Below are 18936 nucleotides of genomic sequence, written 5' to 3'. Positions count from 1 at the left end.
TGCGTTGAATAGATCAGGTCGGCGCTAACCCATGCGTGCGCGCGGAAAGTGCAGTTCCACCGTCAGCCCCGGCATCGCATCGCGCAACACCAGGCCGATGCCGTGCAGATCGCCGATCGCCGCGACCAGCGCGAGCCCCAGTCCGGCACCGGGCGGGTTGCGGCTGCTGTCCAGCCGCACGAAACGTTTCAGTACCTGCGCGTGAGATTCGGGCGGAATGCCGGGGCCGCGATCGGTCACGCGTCCGATCACGGCATCGGCCTGTACTTGCAGTTCCAGCCGAAGGAGCGAGCACGTCGGGGTGTGATTCAGCGCATTTTCCACCAGGTTGACCAGCATCTGGGTGAGCAGCGCGCGGTCGCCGTGCAGGTGCTGGCCGGCGGCGATATGAGCCTCGAACGGGTGGCCGCTGTCCTCGGCCACCGGCCGGTAGATTTCGGCGACGTCCTCGAACAGCGCGGACAGATCGATCATCTCGAAGCCGCTGCGACGCTGGCGCGCCTCGACGCTGGCGATCCGTAGCAGTGCGCGGAACGTGGCCAGCAAGTCGTCGATGTCGCCGACCGCCTCGCCGATGGTTTGGCGCAGGCGGGCCGCGTCCATGCCATCAGCGAGACTCGCCTCCAGCCGTTGGCGCGTCCGCGCCAGCGGCGTGCGCAGATCGTGCGCGATGTCGTTGGATACCTGGCGCATGCCTTCCATCAGCACCCGCGTGCGTTCGAGCAGGCGATTCAGGCGGGCGGCCAGCCGGTCGAGCTCGTCGCCATGCCCGCTGCCGACCAGCGGCAGCTCCTGTGCGCCTTCGAGCACGCGTTCGGCACGCGCACCCAGCGCGTCGATCCGCCGCAGATAACGCCAGCTCGCCAATCCGCCGCCGAGCAGCACCAGCATGATCGCCAGGCCGCCGACATCGATGAAGCTGTCGCTGAGCACCTCGCCCAGTTCGACCACCAAACGGTTGTCGCGGCCGACCACCAGCCAGCGGCCATCGGGGAAGTGCGCGACGTACAGATGCACCCGGTCGGCGTCGTTGTTGTCCTTGCCGATCGCACCGCGCAGCGGCAGCGTGTGCCAGCCGATGGCGTCGGGCCGATAGCGCAGGTTGCCGGCGATGACCCGCTGCTGCGCGTCGGTCAGCAGGTAGTAGTCCGGCCCTGCCGGCAGCACGGCGAGCCGCTGGCGCAGCTGCATGACCAGCGTGCCGTCGGCGTCGGCCTGGCGCAGACTGGCCATCTCGGTGGCGACCTTGCCGCGCAGTTCGTCCTGCGCGTAGTCGTTGATGCGCAGCCACACGATACCGAGCAGCGCCGCACCCAGCAGCGCGAACAGCGCGGCCTGCCACAACGCCAACCGGAACGCCGCGGTGCGCAACACCGGATTGCGCATCGGCTCAGTGCGCCGCACGCAAGCTGTAGCCGACACCGCGCACGGTGTGCAGCAACTCGCCGTCGAAGTCGCGGTCGATCTTCGCGCGCAGCCGGCTGATGTGCGTCTCCACCAGGCTGGTCTGCGGTTCGAACTGAAATTCCCAGACGTGTTCGAGCAGCATCGCACGGGTTACCACGCGACCCGCATGCGACATCAGGTAATCGAGCAGACGGAATTCGCGCGGCTGCAATTCGATCGTGCGGCCGGCGCGGCTCACCGTGCGGGTGAGCCGGTCCAGCTCGAGGTCGGCCACGCGCCGCCGCGTCGCCGGTTCGCCCAGCCGCGGACGGCGCGCCAGCGCGTCGATCCGGGCGTTGAGTTCGGTCATCGCGAACGGCTTGGCCAGGTAGTCGTCCACGCCGGCTTCCAGCCCCTCGACGCGCGCATCCACTTCACCCAGCGCGGACACCATCAGTACCGGTGTCTCGCGTCCGCTGGCGCGCAGTTCGCGCACCAGGCCGAGGCCATCCAGCTTCGGCAGCATGCGGTCGACGATCAGCAGGTCATAGTGCGCGCGGGCCACCTGCGAAAGGCCCTGGTAGCCATCGGCAACGCGTTCGACGTGCCGGTGCCGTGGATGCAGGCCATTAACAATGTGGGTCGCCATGGCGTGGTCGTCTTCGACGATCAGGATCTTCATTTGCTGGCTCCGCTTGGCAGGGATGTCTCGGTTGTGCTGCAGGTGCGCTGCCCGTGGGCAGCGCCTTTCTTACAGCTTGGTAAGCCTCCCGCATCCATTCGGTCATGCCGCCCATTTAACGTCGATCAGATGACAGCAGGAGTTCACGGCGATCGTGCCGGCCTGCGATGTCCCGCGTATTCACTAGATCGGATGGGTTTTCCATGGCTCGAACACGTACAGGCAGCTTGATAGTGGGTTTCGTGACGTTGACCGGCGCGGCGCTGGCGCATGCCGGGACCCCGGCGAGCCTGCACGGGCAGGTGGACGACGGCCAGCAGCCAGTGGCGGGCGCGCGCGTGGAACTGCGCGAGCTGGGCCGCAGCGCAGTGACCGAGGGCGATGGCAGTTTCGATTTCAGCGATGTCGACGCGGGCCGCTACACCTTGGTGGTGAACGCGCCGTCGGTAAACGGGCAGCCGCAGCCGCGGGTGGAACAGCATGTGACACTGCAGCCGGGCCAGCAGGTCGAGCAGGACGTGGATGTCGGCGGCAAGGGCGCCACCACGTTGCAGGCACTCAAAGTCACCGCCCAGACCACGCCGGCCATACTTGCCCGCAGCATCCAGCAGGACGCGCCGAATATCGTCAATGTGCTGCCGGCGACCGAGATCCAGAAGCTGCCTGACGTGAACGCGGCCGAGGCGGTGCGCCGGATGCCCGGTATCGCGCTGGAGAGCGACACCGGCGAGGGCCGTTTCGTGAACATCCGGGGCCTCGACGCGGATCTCAACGGCACCACCTTCGGCGGTGTGCGGCTGCCGCCGACGAACGTGGCGTCGCCGCTTAGCGGTGGTCGCGCGGTCGCGTTCGACTCGATTCCAGCCGGCCTGATCGGCGCGATCACGGTGACCAAGACCAACACCCCGGAGCAGGATGCCGAGGCGCTCGGCGGCACCATCGAAATCACTCCGCGGCAGGTGCCGCCGCTGAAGGACAGGTTTCTCGACGGCGAAATCGGCGGTGGTGTCGAGTCGCTGCGCGACAGCCCGATCAAGGATTTCATGCTGAGCGGCGGCGGCCGCTTCGGGCCCGGCAATGCGTTCAGCGTGATCGGCACGCTGGCCTATTTCGAGGACAAGCGTGGCGTCGACGACATCGAGGGTGCCTATGCCGACGACCAGGCGAACGGCACGCCCGACAAGGTGATGAACGATTTCGAGCAGCGTTATTACAATTACCACCGGCGCCGGCTCGGCTATGGCGCCGAGCTGGACTACCAGCCCGACGCCGACAATCGCTGGTACGCACGCTACTTCGATGCCGGCTATACCGAGACGGTGAATCGCCAGCGTCTGACCTACAACCTGTTCCAGAACGGTACCGGTTCGGCCAGCGTCGACCCGACCCATCCGCAGGGTTTCATCGATCCCACCGTCACCTTCGACAAGACGCTGCGCGATGAAAAGGAGCAGATCGACACCCGCGTCGTCACCCTCGGCGGCGAGAACGACTTTCACGACTTCCGTATCGATTACCTGGCCGCGTTGGCGATCGGCTCCTACAACAAGCTGTTCGACTACAACTCGACCTTCTCCACCGATGCGCCCTCTACGGTTGCCTACGACAACGTCAGCGATCCGCGCTTCCCCCGTTTCTCCACGCTGGCCGGTCCCAATCCGCTGGACCCGGCGAACTACACCTTGGGCGGCTTCCAGAACAGCACCGAACACGCGCACGACCAGGAGTATTCCGGTGCGTTCAACCTGACCGTGCCGACCAGCTTCTTCCGCGGCGATGATGAGGCGCTGAAGTTCGGCGTCAGCGCCCGCCTGCGCGATCGGCATATCGGCATCGCCAGCTTCAAGGCTCGTACGCCATCGTTGCCGCTCGATCAGTTCGTCACGGGCGGCCCGATCACGTTCTACGACGGTCACTATCAGAACGGCCCGAACATCAACGCGGACACGTTGCGCAACCTGTTCGTGGGCAGCCCGGCGCTGTTCCCGGAAAAGAACCCGCTGGCCGACCAGCAGAACGCCGCCCAGGGCGCCTCGACCGCCAGCGAGAACGTGTATGCCCTCTACGGCCAGTACCAGTTCCAGCCGCTGGACAAGCTTGGCATCCTCGCCGGCGTGCGCTGGGAGCGCACCGCGGCCACCTATGGCGCGAATCAGATCGTGCTCGATGCGAACGGCGACTTCGTGGCCGCTGTGCCGACCTCGCGCGGGCACAGCTACGGTGATTTCTTCCCTACTGTGCAGGCGCGCTATGAGATCCGCGACAACCTGATTGCCCGTGCCAGCTACTCGAAGACGATCGCCCGGCCGGGCTTCAATCAGATCACCGCGTCCATCCTGATCGATCCGTCGGCCGACAGCGTGAGCCAGGGCAATCCGGATCTGAAGCCGACCACCAGCAACAATTTTGACGCCTCGCTGGAGTATTACCTCAACGACAGCGGCATCGCCTCGATCGGCGTGTTCGACAAGGAGCTCAGCAACTACATCGTCAACAAGGAAGAAGTAGGCGTCAGCTTCCCGAACAATGGCTTGTTCGCGGGTTTCACCGGGGCGGCCAAGGTGTTTACCTACGGCAATATCAACAGCGCCTACGCGCGCGGCGTGGAGCTGAACTACCAGCAGAAGTTCAGCCTGTTGCCGGGCTGGCTAGCCGGCTTCGGCGCGGGTGCGAACTACACCTACGTCGACTCCAGCGCCGAGCTGCGTCCTGGCGACAAGGAGCTGCTACCGTCTACCTCGCAGCACACCGCCAACCTCACGCTGTTCTACGATCTGGGTGGGCTCAACGTGAACCTGGGCGCCTACTATGTCAGCAAGAACATCTTCGGTGTGGGTGCCGATCCGTCGACGGATATCTGGTCGCAGCCGCGTTTCTCGCTGGATCTGGGTGCCAGCTACGCGCTCAACAGCCGCATGTCGCTGTTCTTCAGCGCCAAGAATCTCACCAGCACGCGGCTGAAGTTCACCGAGGGACCGTCGAATGCCCGGCCGATCCAGCGCGAGTTCTACGACCAAAGCTATTCATTAGGTTTCCGCGTCAAGCTCTGACCCACCTCCGTTGCAGGACTCACCGATGAAAACTCTGGCATTTGCTTTGCTTCTCGCCGCCGCGCCGGCGATGGCCGCTGCCCAGGCAGCCGTATCTCACCGTGGGCTTCCTCCGATGCCGCTGGCGCCGCCGGCCATACCGGCCTATGCGGTCACCGCGCAGCATGCGCTGGGCGGCCTGGGCGGCTGGGATTACCTCTCGCTGGATCCGGCCGCGCACCACCTTTTCATTGCCCGCGACGACCGGGTGATGGTGGTGGACACGACCAGCGGCAAGCTGCTGGCCGAGATTCCGGGTATGCAGCACGCCCACGGCGTGGCGCTGGTGCCGGCGCAGCATCGCGGCTACGTCAGCAATGGCAAAGGTGACAACATCAGCGTGATCGACACCGACAGCTTTAAGGTAGTCGGCCACATCGCGGTGAGCGGCAAAGACCCGGACGCGATCATCGTCGAGCCGGCCAGCGGTCAGGTGCTGGCGATGAACGGCCACAGCAACAATATCAGCGTGATCGATCCGGTGGCCGGCAAGGAACTGACCACCATCGCGCTGCCGAGCAATCCCGAGTTCGCTGTGAGCGACGGCAAGGGCAATCTGTGGGTGAATCTGGAAGACAGCGCCCAGCTCGCACACATCGACCTGAAGACCGACAAACTGCTGCAGACATGGTCGCTGGCGCCGTGCGAAGGCCCGACCGGGCTGGCATTCGACGCCAGCATGCAGCGGCTGTTCTCGGTCTGCGCCAACGGCATGCTGATCGTGACCGATGCCACCAACGGACATCATGTTGCCGAAATCGCGATCGGCAAGCGGCCCGACGCGGTGGCGTGGGATGCCGAACGCAAGCTCGTGCTGAGCTCGAACGGCGAAGGCACGCTGAGCGTGGTGCAGCAGTATGTGCAGCACGGCAAGGAGCGCTACAGGGTGGCGGCAACCGTGCCGACGCTGAAGAGCGCACGCACCCTGGCGCTCGATCCGGACACTCACGAGGTCTTTGTTGCCGGTGCGCAGAAGGCTGGCAAGGGCGTGCCGGTCGAAGGCTTCGAGGTGCTGGTGGTGGGTAGCAAATAGCCGCGGCGGCAGCGCTTGGCCAGAGTCGGGCGCTGCTATATTTCAGCATCCACGGTCCGCTGTCTGCGCGGGCCATGCAGCGTCTGACGCCGACGCGTCGGCGTTTTTCGATCAGTCGGGCCGCGTGGCCAGTGCCCACGCGGCGACCGCCTGCGGGTGTTCTAGCTGAAGATGATGGCCACCGGCCATGCTGGTAGTCACGATGTCTGCCACGCAGGCGGCGCGCGCCTGCATCAGTGCGCTGGGGAGGTACGAAGTAGCCGGTTGCGCCAGCAGCAGGGCCGTGGGCGCCTCGATGCCGCGCAGCAGGGCGTGGATCTGCGGCTCGGCGAGCCGCACGGCGCTTGGCCGGGTCAGTTGCGGATCGCTGCGCCAGCGCCAACCGCCTTCGGTTTCGATCAGGCCGCGTTCGACGATCGGGCGAGCCAGTTCGGCCGGCAGGCCGCTGACCATGCTGCGCGCGTCGACCGCCTGTTCGATATCGCGAAACACCCGCAGCGGCTTGCGCTTGTCGTCACGCGGGGTCAGCGCATCGCGGAAGCGCTGCAGCGTATGGGAACCGTCGTCGCCAAGCGGACCGAGGCCTTCGATCAGCAGCAGTCGTTCGATCCGCTCCGGCATGGCGGCAGCAGCCAGCGCAGCGATGCCCGCGCCCAGCGAATGACCGAGCAAGGTGTAGCGATCCAGCTGCAGGGCATCGGCGGCGGCGAGCACCACGCCCACGTAATCGAGATAGTGATAGCTGGCGCCGGGCGCCAGATGATCGGCGTGGCCATGGCCGGGCAGGTCCAGCGCGATCACCCGGAAGCGCCTGGCCAGCAGCGGCGCCAGCAACGCAAAGCTGCCGGCGTTGTCGAGCCAGCCATGCAGCGCCAGCAGCGGCGATAGCGCATCGTCACCCCATACCTGCGCACTCAGCGCGAGGTGCGGCAGGACGATACGTTGCTCGCGTGGTGCATTCACTCGGCGGATTCCGGCCAGCCCCGGACGTGCCGCCGGACTACAGCCGCCAGGCTGTCCACCTGTTCGGCGCTGTCGTTGAGGGCGGGGATGTAGCGCAACGTTTCGCCGCCGGCGGCGACGAAGAAATCGCGGTTCTGCATCGCGATCTCCTCCAGCGTCTCCAGGCAATCCACCGCGAAACCGGGGCAGGCGACGTCGAGTTTCTTCACGCCGTCGGCGGCGAGCTGGCGCACGGTGGCGTCGGTATACGGATGCAGCCAGTTCTCGCGGCCCACGCGCGACTGGAAGCTGACGACCAGTTCGTCCTCGCCCAGCTGCAGGCGTTCGCGCAGCAATCGCGCGGTGCGCTGGCACTGGTCGGAATACGGGTCCCCCAGCCGCACATAACGTTCGGGAATGCCGTGGAACGACAGCAGCAACTTGTCGCCCCGGCCATTGGCTGCCCACCAGTGCTCGATGCTGGTGGCCAGCGCGTCGATGTGGCCGGGATCGTCGTGATAGTCGTTGACGATGCGCAGCTCCGGCGGCCAGCGCAAGGTCTTGAACGTATCGGCGACGGCGTCGATCACCGAGCCGGTCGAGGTCGCCGAATACTGCGGGTATAGCGGAAGCACCAACAGCCGGCGCACGCCCGCGAGTTGCAGCTGCTCGATCGAATGCGCCACCGAGGGCTCGCCGTAGCGCATCGCCAGCGCTACGCGCAGCTTGCCGGGCTGCTGCCGGTCCAGCTCGAGTTGCAGGCGGGCGGCCAGCGACTCGCTGGCGAAACGCAGCGGCGAGCCCTGCGCGGTCCAGATCCGCGCATATGCATGGGCGGACCGGGCCGGCCGCAGTCGCAGAATCACGCCGTGCAGGATCAACCACCATAGCCAGCGTGGGTAGTCGATCACCCGCGTGTCGCCGAGAAATTCGGCCAGGTACGGTCGCACTGCTTTGGCGGTCGGCGCGGTCGGCGTGCCCAGGTTGACCAGCAGTACGCCTGCCTGAACGGGCTGAATGGACGACGCGTCGGAATGGCCGGCAACGCCGGTATAGTGATTGATGCGTGGCATCGTGGCAGTCATGACCGAATCAGTCGTGGAGTCTGCCACAGCCATGGTGCGCCGCGGCGCACTTCACCAGTCTCCGAATCCCATTTTCGAACCGAATCCCCGAACACAAGTGGAGCCGTCCATGATCAAGACACCGCTACATCGTCTGCTGTTGATTGGCCTCGCCCTGTTGCTGCCGGCGATGGCCGTGCATGCCGAGGACCCGCCGCTGGTGCGCGCGAAGAATGCCGTGCGCGTTCTCAACGAGATCATGCAGGCACCGGACAAGGCGATCCCGCAGGACCTGCTGCGCGACGCCAAGGCGATCGCGGTGATTCCCGACATGCTCAAAGTCGGCTTCATCTTTGGCGGCCGCCGCGGTGAGGGCCTGATCTCGGTGAAGGGAGCGGACGGCACCTGGTCCAATCCGAGCTTCATCAGCATGACCGGCGGCAGCGTGGGCTTTCAGGTCGGCGTGTCGTCGACCGACGTGGTCCTGGTATTCCGCACCCAGCGCGGGGTGGACTCCATCGTCCGCGGCAAGTTCACGCTCGGTGCCGACGCATCCGCCGCGGCCGGTCCGGTCGGGCGCACCACCAGCGCGTCCACCGATGAACAGATGAAGGCCGAGATCTACTCCTATTCGCGCGCCCGCGGGCTGTTTGCCGGCGTGGCCATCGATGGCGCGGCACTGCGCATCGACTACGACGCGAACGAGGCCGTGTATGGCGCCGGCGTCACGCCGCGACGTATCTTCGAAGGCGGCGTCAGCAACGTGCCGGGGCCGGTGGTCGATTTCCGCGACCGGCTTGAGGAGTACACTTCGCGATAGTTATTGCAAAGTGTCGGCGCGACTGGCGCCACGACGATTTGGCTGGAATCCGCCTCGAGGTTGACTATGGGTTTTGACAGTATCTGGCATTGGCTGATTCTGCTGGCGATCGTGCTGGTGGTATTCGGCACCAAGAAGATCCGCAACCTCGGGCCGGATCTCGGTGCGGCGATTCGCGACTTCAAGAAAGGCCTCAGCGGCGACGACGAGGCGAAGCAGAAAGAAGAGGAAGCCGCGCGCAAGGCCGCCGAGCAGCTGCGCGCCGACCCGCCGGCCGCCGGCAGCACGCAGAGTCAGCGCGACTCCAGCGAAACCAAGTAAGCGCGCGGCGGGCGGAGCGCTGCGATGATCGAGTTCAGTCTCGGCAAACTGGTACTGCTCGCCCTGATCGCGTTGATCGTGCTCGGTCCCGAGAAGCTGCCCGGTGCAGCACGCACCGCCGGCGCACTGCTGCGGCGCGTGCGCAGCGGCTGGGACAACGTGCGTGCCGAGGTCGAGCGCGAGCTGGAGATCGAACAGATCAGGCGCACTGCCCGCGAGGCGGCCGCCCGTGCGGAAGCGGCTCAGAAAGAACTCAAGGACGGGGTGCTGCAAGTGCATGAGCCGCTCAGCAAGGCCGCCGCCGAGATTGCGGAAATGGTGAAGCCGGAGTCGGACGTCGTCGAAACCAAGACGTCTGACGAGGAGCCGGCGACTGCCGAACCGTCGGAAGGCAGGCAGTCGGAACTGCCGTTGGGCGAGCCGCAGTCGTTGTCCAAACCGGCAAGGAATTCCTCGCATGACGCCTGAGTCGGACGCGCCGGAATCCGGAGATGTAGCCGACAGCCTGCAGCAAGGGCTGTTCTCGCACCTGCTGGAATTGCGCACGCGCCTGCTCAAGTCGCTGGCGGCGGTGGTGCTGGTGCTGCTGGCGCTGGTGCCGTTTGCGAACCGGCTGTATGCCGAACTGGCGGCGCCGCTGGTCGCGCGGTTGCCGCAGGGTGCGCACCTGATTGCCACCGAAGTCACCAGCCCGTTCATCACGCCGCTGAAACTGGCCTTCTATACGGCTCTCTTCATCAGCATGCCGGTGATTCTTTACCAGCTGTGGGCGTTCGTCAGCCCGGGCCTGTACAAGCATGAGAAACGGCTGGCGCGGCCGCTGCTGATCGCGGCCATGGGGTTGTTCTATCTGGGCTGCGCGTTCGCGTATTTCCTGGTGCTGCCGGCTGCGTTCCGCTTTCTCACCGCGGTGACGCCGCAGGGCGTGGAGATGATGACCGACATCACCCGCTACCTCGATTTCGTGATGCTGATGTTCTTCGCGTTCGGCCTGTGCTTCGAGGTGCCGGTGGCGGTGGTGGTGCTGGCCGCGGTCGGTGTGGTCGATCTGGACAAACTGCGCAGCGGCCGGCGTTACGCCATCGTCGGCGCGTTTGCGATCGCCGCCGTGATCACGCCGCCGGACATTACCTCGATGATGATGCTCGGCATTCCGATGTGCCTGCTGTACGAGCTGGGCGTGCTGGCGGTGCGCTGGCTGGTGAAGCCAGGATCGTTGCGGCCCGACGCAGGCTAAGCATCCTTCAATACAGCCGGCGTCAGTCAGTACAGATCGATCGGATCGACATCCAGCGACCAGCGCACCCGCCGTGCCGACGGCAGCGCGATCAATGCCAGCTGCCATGAGCGCAACATGCCATGCAGCGTATTGCGGCTGGCGGCCTCCAGCAGCAACTGGCCGCGATGGCGGCCCGCGCGCAGCGGCATCGGCGCAGGCATCGGACCGGCGATCTGCAACTGTTCATTGCGCGGCAACGCAGCGTATGCGGCAGCGAGAAACGCATCGACCTGCTCGCGTTGCGCTGCGTCGACACGCAGCAGCACCTGGTGGCTGTAGGGCGGCAGCTGGATCAGGCGGCGCTCGGCCAGCAGCTCGCGCGCGGCGGCAGCGTAGCCCTGCGCCAGCAGGTGGCGCAGCAGCGGGTGTTCCGGCTGATGGGTCTGCAGCAGCACGCGGCCGGGTTTGCGCGCGCGGCCGGCGCGGCCGGCGACCTGCACCACCAGTTGGGCCAGCCGTTCGCCGGCGCGGAAATCCACGCTGTGCAGGCCTTCGTCCACTCCCACGATCGCGACCAGGGTGAGGTTGGGCAGGTCGTGGCCCTTGGCCAGCATCTGGGTGCCGACCAGGATCGCCGGCTGATCGTCCTGCAGCGTGGCCAGCAATTGTTCGAACGCATCGCGGCGACGGGTGGTTTCACGGTCGACACGGAGCACCGGTACCTGCGGAAACTGCGCGACCAGCGCTTCCTCCAGCCGTTCGGTGCCCTGGCCTTGCGGCTTCAGTTCGCTGGCGCCGCAGGTCGGGCAGGCGGCGGGTATGCGCTGGCGGTAGTCGCAGTGATGGCAGATCAGCTGGCGCCGACCGGCATGCAAGGTCAGCGGACGGTCGCAGCGCGGACACCCGGCGTGCCAGCCGCAGCTGTGGCATAGCAGCACCGGCGCATAACCGCGGCGATTGCGGAACACCAGCGCCTGCTCGCCGCGGGCCACCGTCTCTGCGACCGCCGCCAGCAGTGCTGGCGACAGGCCGTGGTCCAGGCGCTGCGCGCGCATGTCGATGATCTGCACCTGCGGCGGCTGGATCGCGCCGGGTCGCGCGCGCAGGTGCAGCATGCGGTAACGGCCGGCCTCGGCGTTCGCCAGCGATTCCAGCGATGGCGTGCCCGAACCCAGCAGTACCGGCACACCCAGGGCGCGGGCGCGGACCAGAGCCAGATCGCGAGCGTGATAGCGGAAGCCTTCCTGCTGCTTGTATGCGCTGTCGTGCTCTTCGTCGACGATGATCAGTCCGGCCTGCGGCAGCGGCGTGAATACCGCCGAGCGGGTACCCAGGATCACCCGCGCGCTGCCGGCACGGGCACGCAGCCAGGCGCGCGCCCGATCGCCTTCGGAAAGGTTGGAGTGCAGCACTTCGACGATCACCCCGAGCCGTTCGCGCAGGCGCCGCACGGTTTGCGGCGCCAGGCCGATCTCCGGCACCAGCAGCAAGGCTTGTTTGCCTTGCGCCAGCACTTGCTCGATCAGCGCCAGATACACCTCGGTCTTGCCGCTGCCGGTAACGCCGTCGAGCAGGAACGGCTGGTACTGACCGAGACTGGCGCCGACCGCGGCGACGGCTTGTTGCTGCTCGTCGCTGAGTTGCGGAGCCGATGAGGCGGGCAGTGGACGGTCCAGCGGCGGCCGTTCGCTGCGTTCGAGCAGGCCTGCACCGGCCAGTCGCCGTGCCGCGTCGCGCCAGCCCGGCAGGCGTTCATTCAATTCCTGCGCACTCAGTGCGCCATCGGCCAGCAACGCCAGCAAGGTCTTGCTGCCGCCGCGCCGGCTGCCGGTATCGTTAGCGCTGCGGCCGGCCACGCTGAGCGACCAGTATTCATCGCCGAGCGCCGGCAGCGGCTTCGCTTCGCGCAACGCCAGTGGCAACGCATTCGCATACGCCTCGCCCGGCGCACCGAGCCAGTAATCAGCGGCCCAGGCCAGCGTCTGCATGAGCTCGGTGTCGAGCAGGGCGGTATCGTCGAGCAGTCGCAGCACCTGTTTCAGCCGGGCGCTGCCGACCGCCGCCTCGACGTCGATCGCCACCACCACGCCGACCTGCCTGCCGCGGCCGAACGGCACCAGCACCCGGCTGCCCACAGACGCCTGGCCCGCCGCGGGCGGCAGGTAGTCGAACAAGGTCGGCAAGGGGAGCGGAAGAGCGACGCGAAGGACGGCAGGCATGGTTACCTCGTGGCGGCTCAGTGTAACTGCAGCACCTTTGCAGCCAGCCGTTGACAGGCCTGGAAAAGCCATCGGCTGGACTTGCGCAAACTTGCTGCCCGGCTATCGAGGAATCAGGGGTAAGTGGCTATCCCTCCGGAGGTTTTATGCTTATCCACAAGACCTGTGGATAAGTCTGTGGATGCAGCGGGGAGGGGGGCCTTCAAAGCGCGTCGTGGCGCCTTTCGGGACGCTCTGACGAAGTTTTCGTCACGCATAAAACATGTTTTATTTCAAAGAGATACAAATGGCGCTGAGGCACTGTTCACACAATTGACAAATAGCCCACGACTGCCTTGACAGGTTCATGACGCTGTGCAAAACCCCCCATGTCCCCTATGCAAAGCAGCTTCAATGGGCCACACCCAGGGCCGCTGCGATCATCAGCGCGATCATCAGCAACCAGAAGTAACACCAGCCGATGAACCAGAATTTCAGCAAGGTCATCGGCCAGCCCTGGCGATAAACCCGCTTCTGCATCAGCAGCAGGTAGATCGGAGCCCATAGCACCAGGATCCGTTCCAGCCAGTTCAACGGATAGGTGGTCCAGAGCGCGCGCGGTTCCAACCAGTTGGCCAGCCAGGCCAGCAACGTACACAGCAGCAGCCAGAGAAACAGGAACGCATGGCTGTGCAGGGCAACGATCAGGTGCTCCATGTACAGCCGCCGACGGAAGACGTAGAACAGCTTGAGCAGGCCAGCGAACACCGGCATCAACACAAACATCGTGGGCGGCAAGGTGCTGAAGACCCCGCTGATCATCCGCTGCTTCGCTTCGGCGCTGGCCGCGGCATCACCATGTCGGAAGGTTTGCCAGTTCGTGTAGATCTGGCGGTTCAGAGCGGTCAGGCGGGCATTGACCAGGTCCGGCAGCCAGCTGATCTGGATCGGTTGTGACTCCTGTTCGAAGGTCCGGTGGCGGCTCTTGCGCGGCACGGCATCTTCCGTGTCCGTCGCCTCGGGGGACTGTATCGGCGCGACGGGGAGGGGCGCGGCCAGGGAGGCGGCCGACATCGGAGCTTCTCCCAACGCGACAAGACGCTGACTGGCTTTCTGGCGCAGCTCCTGGGTGCCGGCATGGATCTTGTCCACTACGTTCTGCGGCAGCACACCGCTTTGCTCGGCCCGCTGCAGGCCTTCCAATTCGTGCTGCAGCGCCTTGCGCACTTCAGCCGGGCTGGCGGCAGAATCGATCGCCCCGCTGTTCACGTACACCAACGGGTGCCCGTTCGTCTGGATCTTGCCGGCAAACTGATCGACCGCCAGGTGAAACACGAAGAACGACAGCAGGCACAGCACGAACATCAACCGGAACGGTGCGATGTAGCGCACCCGCCGGCCGCTGAAGTATTCCAGGGTGAGAAAGCCGGGCTTGAGCAGCAGCGGCGGCAAGGTGTGCACGATGCGGCCGTCGATGTGCAGCACGGTCTCCAGCGTCTCCTCGAACATCCCGTGCACGGGCTTGAGCACGCTGTGGATCGACTGGCCGCATTCATGGCAGAACTCGCCCTGCATCGACGCGCCGCAGTTGGCGCAGTGCAGTCCCTCGTAGCTGGTCAGCCGCTTCATCGCGATCCCCCTCCGGTGCAGCGGGCGATCTTCGCACAGAGCCACCTGCCACGGAGCGTGACGAATGGCTCAGGTAGAATGTGCGGCCCTGGAGTCTGCTGTGTCGATGAAGTCATTACGCCCCGAGCGCGCCCGTCTGCTGCATGAGATGCGCGCTACCGTACGCCTCGCGCTGCCGTTGATCTGCGCGCAGCTGGCGGCGATCGGCAGCAATGTGATCGACGCGGTGCTGGCGGGGCATGTCAGTGCGCATGTGCTCGGTGCGGTAGCGGTGGGCGCCAGCATCTGGTCACTGGCGATCGTCAGCGGCATCGGCATGATGATGGCGGTGCCCCCGTCGGTGGCGCAGCTCGACGGCGCCGGGCGCCGGCCCGAGGTTGGCGCGGTGTTCCGGCAGGCGTTGTGGCTGGCGCTGGGCATGGGCGTCGTGCTCTGGTTCGCGGTGCGTCACGCCGCACCGCTGATCGATCTCATTGGAGTGACGCCGAGCCTGCGCGACGACGTGCAGCGTTTCCTGCTGGCGATCAGCTGGGGCGCGCCTGCGCTGACCTGCTATTTCGCACTGCGCGGCCTGTCCGAAGGCTTGTCGCTGACCCGGCCGTCGATGTACTTCAGCCTGGGCGGACTGGTCCTGCTGGTGCCGCTCGGCTATGTGCTGATGTTCGGCAAGCTGGGCATTCCGCCGCAAGGTGCGCATGGCTGCGGCGTGGCCACCGCGATCGTGCTGTGGCTGGAGATGCTGGCGTTCGGCATCTATGTGATCTGCCGGCGCAACTATCGCGGACTGGGCCTGTTCGATCATTTCGAATGGCCGAGCTTGCGCCGGATCGGCGCGCTGGTGCACATCGGTCTGCCGATGGCGGTGACATTGCTGGCCGAGGCCGGCCTGTTCGTGGCGACAGCGTTGATCATTGCCACGCTGGGCGAGGACGTGATCGCCAGCCACCAGGTGGCCATCAATATCGCCTCGCTGTTCTTCATGATCCCGCTGGGCCTGGCCATGGCGATCACCGTGCGCGTCGGCAATGCGGTGGGCCGCGGCGACGAGCGTGGCGTGCGCTATGCCGGCTTGTGCGGCATCGGCCTGACCCTGGCCACGCAGCTGCTGTCGGCCGGCCTGATGCTGGGACTGCCGCACTACATCGCGGCGCTGTACACACATGATCCGAAAGTGATCGTACTGGCGGCGCAGCTGATCATGCTGGCCGGCCTGTTCCAGTTTTCCGACGGCATCCAGGTCGCTGCCAACGGTGCGTTGCGCGGCCTGAAGGACACCCGCGTACCGATGGCGATCACCTTGTTCGCATACTGGGTCATCGGCATGCCGGTGGGCTGGTGGCTGGCGTTCCATCGCGGCATGGGCGCGCGCGGCATGTGGATCGGGCTGATCGCCGGGCTGTCGGTGGCGGCCGTGATGTTGTTCATCCGTTTCTGGCGCAGCGCCTGGAAGCAGCGCTGGCGCCCCGTTCGCATGACCGCGCCGGCCTGACCGGCTAGGCTTGACCCCATGACTCTGGATACGCACGCATGACACCACCGCTCCCGCCGCCCCGCCGCAACGGTTTCTGGGTTTTCCTGCGCACGCTTGGGCGCGGCATCAACCTGGTCCGGCTGGTGATCATCAATCTGGTGTTCTTCACCGTGCTGTTCGTGTTGCTGCTGGCGCTGACCGCAGGGGTGGCAGGCAGCCGGATGGAAAGCACGGTGCAGAACGACAGCGTGCTGGTGATCAAACCGCAGGGCCAGCTGGTCGAGCAGTACAGCATCGAGCCGCTGCAGCGTGCGCTGGCCGGGTTGTCCGGCGACAAGCCGAAGCAGGTGCAATTGCGCGACCTGGTCGGCGCGATCGACGCGGCGGCCAAGGATTCGCGCATCACCCGCATCCTGCTGCTGCCGGACGACATGCAGGGCGGCTTTGCCTCGTTGCACGAGGTCGGTGCGGCGCTGGACCGGTTCCGCGCCGCAGGCAAGCCGGTCATCGTGTGGGCGGTGAATCTGGATCAGGGCCAGTACTACATCGCCGCACACGCCGACCGTCTGCTGGTCGACCCGCAAGGCGGCGTGATGATCACCGGCCTGGCCAACTATCGGCTGTTCTACAAGGACTTGCTCGACAAGCTCGGCGTCGACGTGCACTTGTTCCGCGTAGGCGAATTCAAGAGCGCGGCTGAGCCGTATATCCTCGATCATGCCTCGGCGGAGGCCAAGCAGGCCGACAGCTACTGGATGGGCGGGTTGTGGGACGGCTATATCGCCGAAGTGGCGGCATTGCGGAAACTCGATCCGGCGGCGCTGCGCGACGACATCGACAACCTGCCGAAGCATATTGCCAGCACGCAAGGCAATCTGGCCCAGCTGGCGCTGAACCAGCACCTGGTCGATGGCCTCGCCACCCGCGCCGAGCTCGTCACGATGATGCGCAAGGAAGGGGTGCCGGCCGACCGCAAGGGGCACAGTTTCCGTCAGGTCGACCTGGGCCGTTACGCGGCGAGCGTGTCGCGCAACAGCGACCTGTTCGCGCCGGGCGTGGCGATCGTGGTGGGCGAGGGCGAGATCAGTGGCGGCAAGCAGCCACCCGGTTCGATCGGTGGCGAGTCCACGGCGGCCTTGATCCGCGACGCGCGCGAGGATCGCAAGACCAGGGCGCTGGTGCTGCGGGTCAACTCGCCCGGTGGCGAAGTGTATGCGGCCGAGCAGATCCGCCGCGAGATCGAGCTGACGCGCGCGGCCGGCATCCCGGTCGTAGTGTCGATGGGCGACGTGGCGGCCAGCGGCGGCTACTGGATCTCGATGAACGCGAACCGGATCTACGCCGAGCCGAACACCATCACCGGTTCGATCGGCATCTTCGGCATGTATTACACGGTGCCCAACACGCTGGCCAAGCTCGGCATCCAGAGCGACGGCGTCGGTACCGGGCCGATGGCCGGCGCATTCGACATTACCCGCCCGCTCGATCCGAAGGTCGGCGCGGTGATCCAGGCGATCATCGACAAGGGTTATCACGACTTCGTCGGCAACGTCGCCAAGGCGCGCGGGAAGAGCTACGAGGCGATCGACGCGATTGCGCAGGGTCGCGTGTGGACCGGTCAACAAGCGCTCGAACGCGGCCTGATCGACCAGCTTGGCGGCCTGGACCAGGCAGTCGCGGATGCCGCGACTCTGGCGAAGCTCGGCAAGGTCTATCCGGTGCGCTACCAGGAGGCACCGCTAGGTGGCTTCGAGCGATTCCTGATCGGCCTCAACCAGAGCGCCAGCGTGCACTTGATGCAGTCGTGGGGCGTTCGCCTGCCAAGCTGGTTTGCCCAACTGCCGGCGCTGGCACCGGAACTGCAGCTGCTGCGCAACGCCAGGGCCGGTACTCCCAACATCTACGCCGATTGTCTGTGCAGTCCGCGTTGAGCGCCGTCGCCGCGGGCTCCTACCCACAAGAGTGTTGAAGCGCTAGTGGTCCTGCGCGTCGATCTGCTTGCGCTGTTCGTCGGCCTGTTTGTCGACGACTTTCTGCACGTCCTTGGCGCGTTGTTCGCTCGCCTTCAGCGCGTCGAACGGGGTGGCGACGTCGGCAGGTTTGGCCTTGGGTTCCGGCGGCTTGCCGGAGCAGGCGCCGAGGGCAAGTACGCAGAGCAGGATCGGCAGCGTCTTCATGGCGGTTCTCGCGCGGAGTGACGAGTCAGTGTCCCGCCACGCCCGGGTGCAGGCAAGCGTGGATTGGCAGAATCGTCGTTCGAGCTATGCGCGCCGGGATCGACGTTTTAAGCTGCGCGCATGAACAGCCGCATCGATGCCTGGCAATTGCAAGGCCATACCGCCCTGATCACCGGTGCCAGCAAGGGCATCGGCTATGCCACCGCGCGCGAACTGGCCGGCCTGGGAGCCGACCTGCTGCTGGTGGCGCGTGACGAGGATTACCTCGAACAGGTGCGGGTGGAACTGGCCGACGAATTCGCCGATGTCGAGGTGCTGGCGTTCGGCGCGGACCTGACCGAGGCCGAGGAGCGTCTGGCGGTGTTCGACTGGATCGCCGATCTGGGCGCACCGGTCTCGCTGCTGATCAACAATGCCGGCGGCAACCAGCCCATGGCCACGCTCGATTATCGCGAAGACGAATACCGCATGGTGTTCGAGCAGAACCTGTTTTCGGCGTTCGAGATGTGCCGGCTGGCGCATCCGCAGCTCGTGCAGCATGCCAATGCGGCGATCGTCAACGTGGGTTCGGTGTCGGGAGTCACGCATGTGCGCACCGGTTCGCCGTACGGCATGAGCAAGGCGGCGCTGCACCAGCTCACCCGCAATCTGGCGGCCGAGTGGGCGGTGGACGGCATCCGCGTCAATGCAGTGGCGCCGTGGTACATCCGCACGCAGCGTTCGGAGCCGGCGCTGACGGATGTCGACTATCTCGACGAAGTACTCGATCACACGCCGCTCAGGCGAATCGGCGAGCCCGAGGAGGTGGCCGCCGCGATCGCGTTCTTGTGCCTGCCGGCGGCCAGCTACATTACCGGCCAGGTGCTGGCAGTGGACGGCGGATTCCTGAACTACGGTTTCTGAGC

At 65.9% G+C, this 18936-nt stretch carries 16 protein-coding genes; 9 read left to right on the top strand and 7 right to left on the bottom strand.

The window, feature by feature from the left end:
* Positions 1-24 precede the first annotated feature (24 nt).
* Positions 25-1404 (bottom strand): sensor histidine kinase, encoded by a 1380-nt coding sequence (locus tag BUA26_RS06655; protein WP_218587780.1) that lies wholly within the window; start codon positions 1402-1404, stop codon positions 25-27.
* Positions 1391-2068 carry a response regulator transcription factor gene (locus tag BUA26_RS06650; protein ID WP_072758924.1) on the bottom strand — a complete coding sequence of 226 codons (678 nt, stop codon included), beginning with the start codon at positions 2066-2068 and terminating at the stop codon, positions 1391-1393. Before BUA26_RS06650 ends, BUA26_RS06655 begins: the two co-directional genes overlap by 14 nt.
* A 203-nt stretch (positions 2069-2271) precedes the next feature.
* On the opposite strand from BUA26_RS06650, the gene BUA26_RS06640 reads away from it, so the two are divergent.
* Positions 2272-5118: a TonB-dependent receptor gene (locus BUA26_RS06640; protein ID WP_178368549.1), complete on the top strand. Its 2847-nt coding sequence runs from the start codon at positions 2272-2274 to the stop codon at positions 5116-5118.
* 25 nt (positions 5119-5143) lie between these two features.
* Complete coding sequence (locus BUA26_RS06635; RefSeq protein ID WP_072758923.1) at positions 5144-6190, top strand: YncE family protein; 1047 nt, start codon at positions 5144-5146, stop codon at positions 6188-6190.
* Positions 6191-6301: 111 nt separating this feature from the next.
* Here BUA26_RS06635 and BUA26_RS06630 read toward each other — a convergent pair whose 3' ends face one another.
* Entirely contained in the window at positions 6302-7153 is an 852-nt protein-coding gene (locus BUA26_RS06630) for an alpha/beta fold hydrolase (protein WP_072758921.1), read from the bottom strand.
* Positions 7150-8205, bottom strand: coding sequence for a ferrochelatase (gene hemH, locus BUA26_RS06625; protein WP_072760130.1), 1056 nt, complete (start codon positions 8203-8205; stop codon positions 7150-7152). Before hemH ends, BUA26_RS06630 begins: the two co-directional genes overlap by 4 nt.
* A gap of 121 nt (positions 8206-8326) precedes the next feature.
* Here hemH and BUA26_RS06620 point away from each other — a divergent pair, with 121 nt between their 5' ends.
* The 4 genes from BUA26_RS06620 to tatC all read left to right on the top strand — a co-directional run bounded on the left by BUA26_RS06620 (position 8327) and on the right by tatC (position 10574).
* Complete coding sequence (locus tag BUA26_RS06620; RefSeq protein ID WP_072758919.1) at positions 8327-9016, top strand: lipid-binding SYLF domain-containing protein; 690 nt, start codon at positions 8327-8329, stop codon at positions 9014-9016.
* 66 nt (positions 9017-9082) lie between these two features.
* On the top strand, positions 9083-9337 hold the full coding sequence (gene tatA, locus BUA26_RS06615; RefSeq protein ID WP_072758917.1) for a Sec-independent protein translocase subunit TatA: 255 nt from the start codon (positions 9083-9085) through the stop codon (positions 9335-9337).
* Between the two features lie 24 nt (positions 9338-9361).
* Positions 9362-9805 carry a Sec-independent protein translocase protein TatB gene (gene tatB / locus BUA26_RS06610; RefSeq protein WP_072758916.1) on the top strand — a complete coding sequence of 148 codons (444 nt, stop codon included), beginning with the start codon at positions 9362-9364 and terminating at the stop codon, positions 9803-9805.
* A complete protein-coding gene (gene tatC / locus BUA26_RS06605) occupies positions 9795-10574 on the top strand; it encodes a twin-arginine translocase subunit TatC (RefSeq protein WP_072758914.1) in 780 nt (259 codons plus the stop codon). Before tatB ends, tatC begins: the two co-directional genes overlap by 11 nt.
* 26 nt (positions 10575-10600) lie before the next feature.
* Here the strand turns inward: tatC and BUA26_RS06600 are convergent, their stop codons facing one another.
* Together BUA26_RS06600 and BUA26_RS06595 are read right to left on the bottom strand one after the other, a co-directional pair.
* Positions 10601-12775, bottom strand: a complete 2175-nt coding sequence (locus tag BUA26_RS06600) for a primosomal protein N' (protein ID WP_072758912.1) — start codon at positions 12773-12775, stop codon at positions 10601-10603.
* Positions 12776-13165: 390 nt separating this feature from the next.
* Positions 13166-14383, bottom strand: coding sequence for a DUF3667 domain-containing protein (locus tag BUA26_RS06595; RefSeq protein ID WP_072758909.1), 1218 nt, complete (start codon positions 14381-14383; stop codon positions 13166-13168).
* A 106-nt stretch (positions 14384-14489) separates the two neighbouring features.
* On the opposite strand from BUA26_RS06595, the gene BUA26_RS06590 reads away from it, so the two are divergent.
* Positions 14490-15872: an MATE family efflux transporter gene (locus BUA26_RS06590; RefSeq protein ID WP_072758907.1), complete on the top strand. Its 1383-nt coding sequence runs from the start codon at positions 14490-14492 to the stop codon at positions 15870-15872.
* A 38-nt stretch (positions 15873-15910) separates the two neighbouring features.
* A complete protein-coding gene (sppA, locus tag BUA26_RS06585) occupies positions 15911-17785 on the top strand; it encodes a signal peptide peptidase SppA (RefSeq protein WP_072758905.1) in 1875 nt (624 codons plus the stop codon).
* A gap of 42 nt (positions 17786-17827) precedes the next feature.
* On the opposite strand, the gene BUA26_RS06580 is transcribed toward sppA, so the two are convergent.
* On the bottom strand, positions 17828-18031 hold the full coding sequence (locus BUA26_RS06580; protein ID WP_072758903.1) for a hypothetical protein: 204 nt from the start codon (positions 18029-18031) through the stop codon (positions 17828-17830).
* A 120-nt stretch (positions 18032-18151) separates the two neighbouring features.
* Between BUA26_RS06580 and BUA26_RS06575 the strand changes: the two genes are divergently transcribed.
* Positions 18152-18934 carry an SDR family oxidoreductase gene (locus BUA26_RS06575; protein ID WP_072758901.1) on the top strand — a complete coding sequence of 261 codons (783 nt, stop codon included), beginning with the start codon at positions 18152-18154 and terminating at the stop codon, positions 18932-18934.
* The last annotated feature ends 2 nt before the right edge of the window (positions 18935-18936 follow it).

The sequence above is a fragment of the Rhodanobacter sp. OK091 genome (assembly GCF_900142825.1).
Classification (GTDB): Bacteria; Pseudomonadota; Gammaproteobacteria; order Xanthomonadales; family Rhodanobacteraceae; genus Rhodanobacter.
Note: the sequence above shows the minus strand (reverse complement) of the source record. Positions and strands in the feature narration are given on the sequence as shown.

Coding starts and splice junctions, on each gene's coding strand:
- BUA26_RS06650 (WP_072758924.1), bottom strand. CDS start 2,068: ATGAAGATCCTGATCGTCGAAGACGACCACGCCATGGCGACCCACATT.
- BUA26_RS06640 (WP_178368549.1), top strand. CDS start 2,272: ATGGCTCGAACACGTACAGGCAGCTTGATAGTGGGTTTCGTGACGTTG.
- BUA26_RS06635 (WP_072758923.1), top strand. CDS start 5,144: ATGAAAACTCTGGCATTTGCTTTGCTTCTCGCCGCCGCGCCGGCGATG.
- hemH (WP_072760130.1), bottom strand. CDS start 8,205: ATGCCACGCATCAATCACTATACCGGCGTTGCCGGCCATTCCGACGCG.
- BUA26_RS06620 (WP_072758919.1), top strand. CDS start 8,327: ATGATCAAGACACCGCTACATCGTCTGCTGTTGATTGGCCTCGCCCTG.
- tatA (WP_072758917.1), top strand. CDS start 9,083: ATGGGTTTTGACAGTATCTGGCATTGGCTGATTCTGCTGGCGATCGTG.
- tatB (WP_072758916.1), top strand. CDS start 9,362: ATGATCGAGTTCAGTCTCGGCAAACTGGTACTGCTCGCCCTGATCGCG.
- tatC (WP_072758914.1), top strand. CDS start 9,795: ATGACGCCTGAGTCGGACGCGCCGGAATCCGGAGATGTAGCCGACAGC.
- BUA26_RS06600 (WP_072758912.1), bottom strand. CDS start 12,775: ATGCCTGCCGTCCTTCGCGTCGCTCTTCCGCTCCCCTTGCCGACCTTG.
- BUA26_RS06595 (WP_072758909.1), bottom strand. CDS start 14,383: ATGAAGCGGCTGACCAGCTACGAGGGACTGCACTGCGCCAACTGCGGC.
- BUA26_RS06590 (WP_072758907.1), top strand. CDS start 14,490: ATGAAGTCATTACGCCCCGAGCGCGCCCGTCTGCTGCATGAGATGCGC.
- sppA (WP_072758905.1), top strand. CDS start 15,911: ATGACACCACCGCTCCCGCCGCCCCGCCGCAACGGTTTCTGGGTTTTC.
- BUA26_RS06580 (WP_072758903.1), bottom strand. CDS start 18,031: ATGAAGACGCTGCCGATCCTGCTCTGCGTACTTGCCCTCGGCGCCTGC.
- BUA26_RS06575 (WP_072758901.1), top strand. CDS start 18,152: ATGAACAGCCGCATCGATGCCTGGCAATTGCAAGGCCATACCGCCCTG.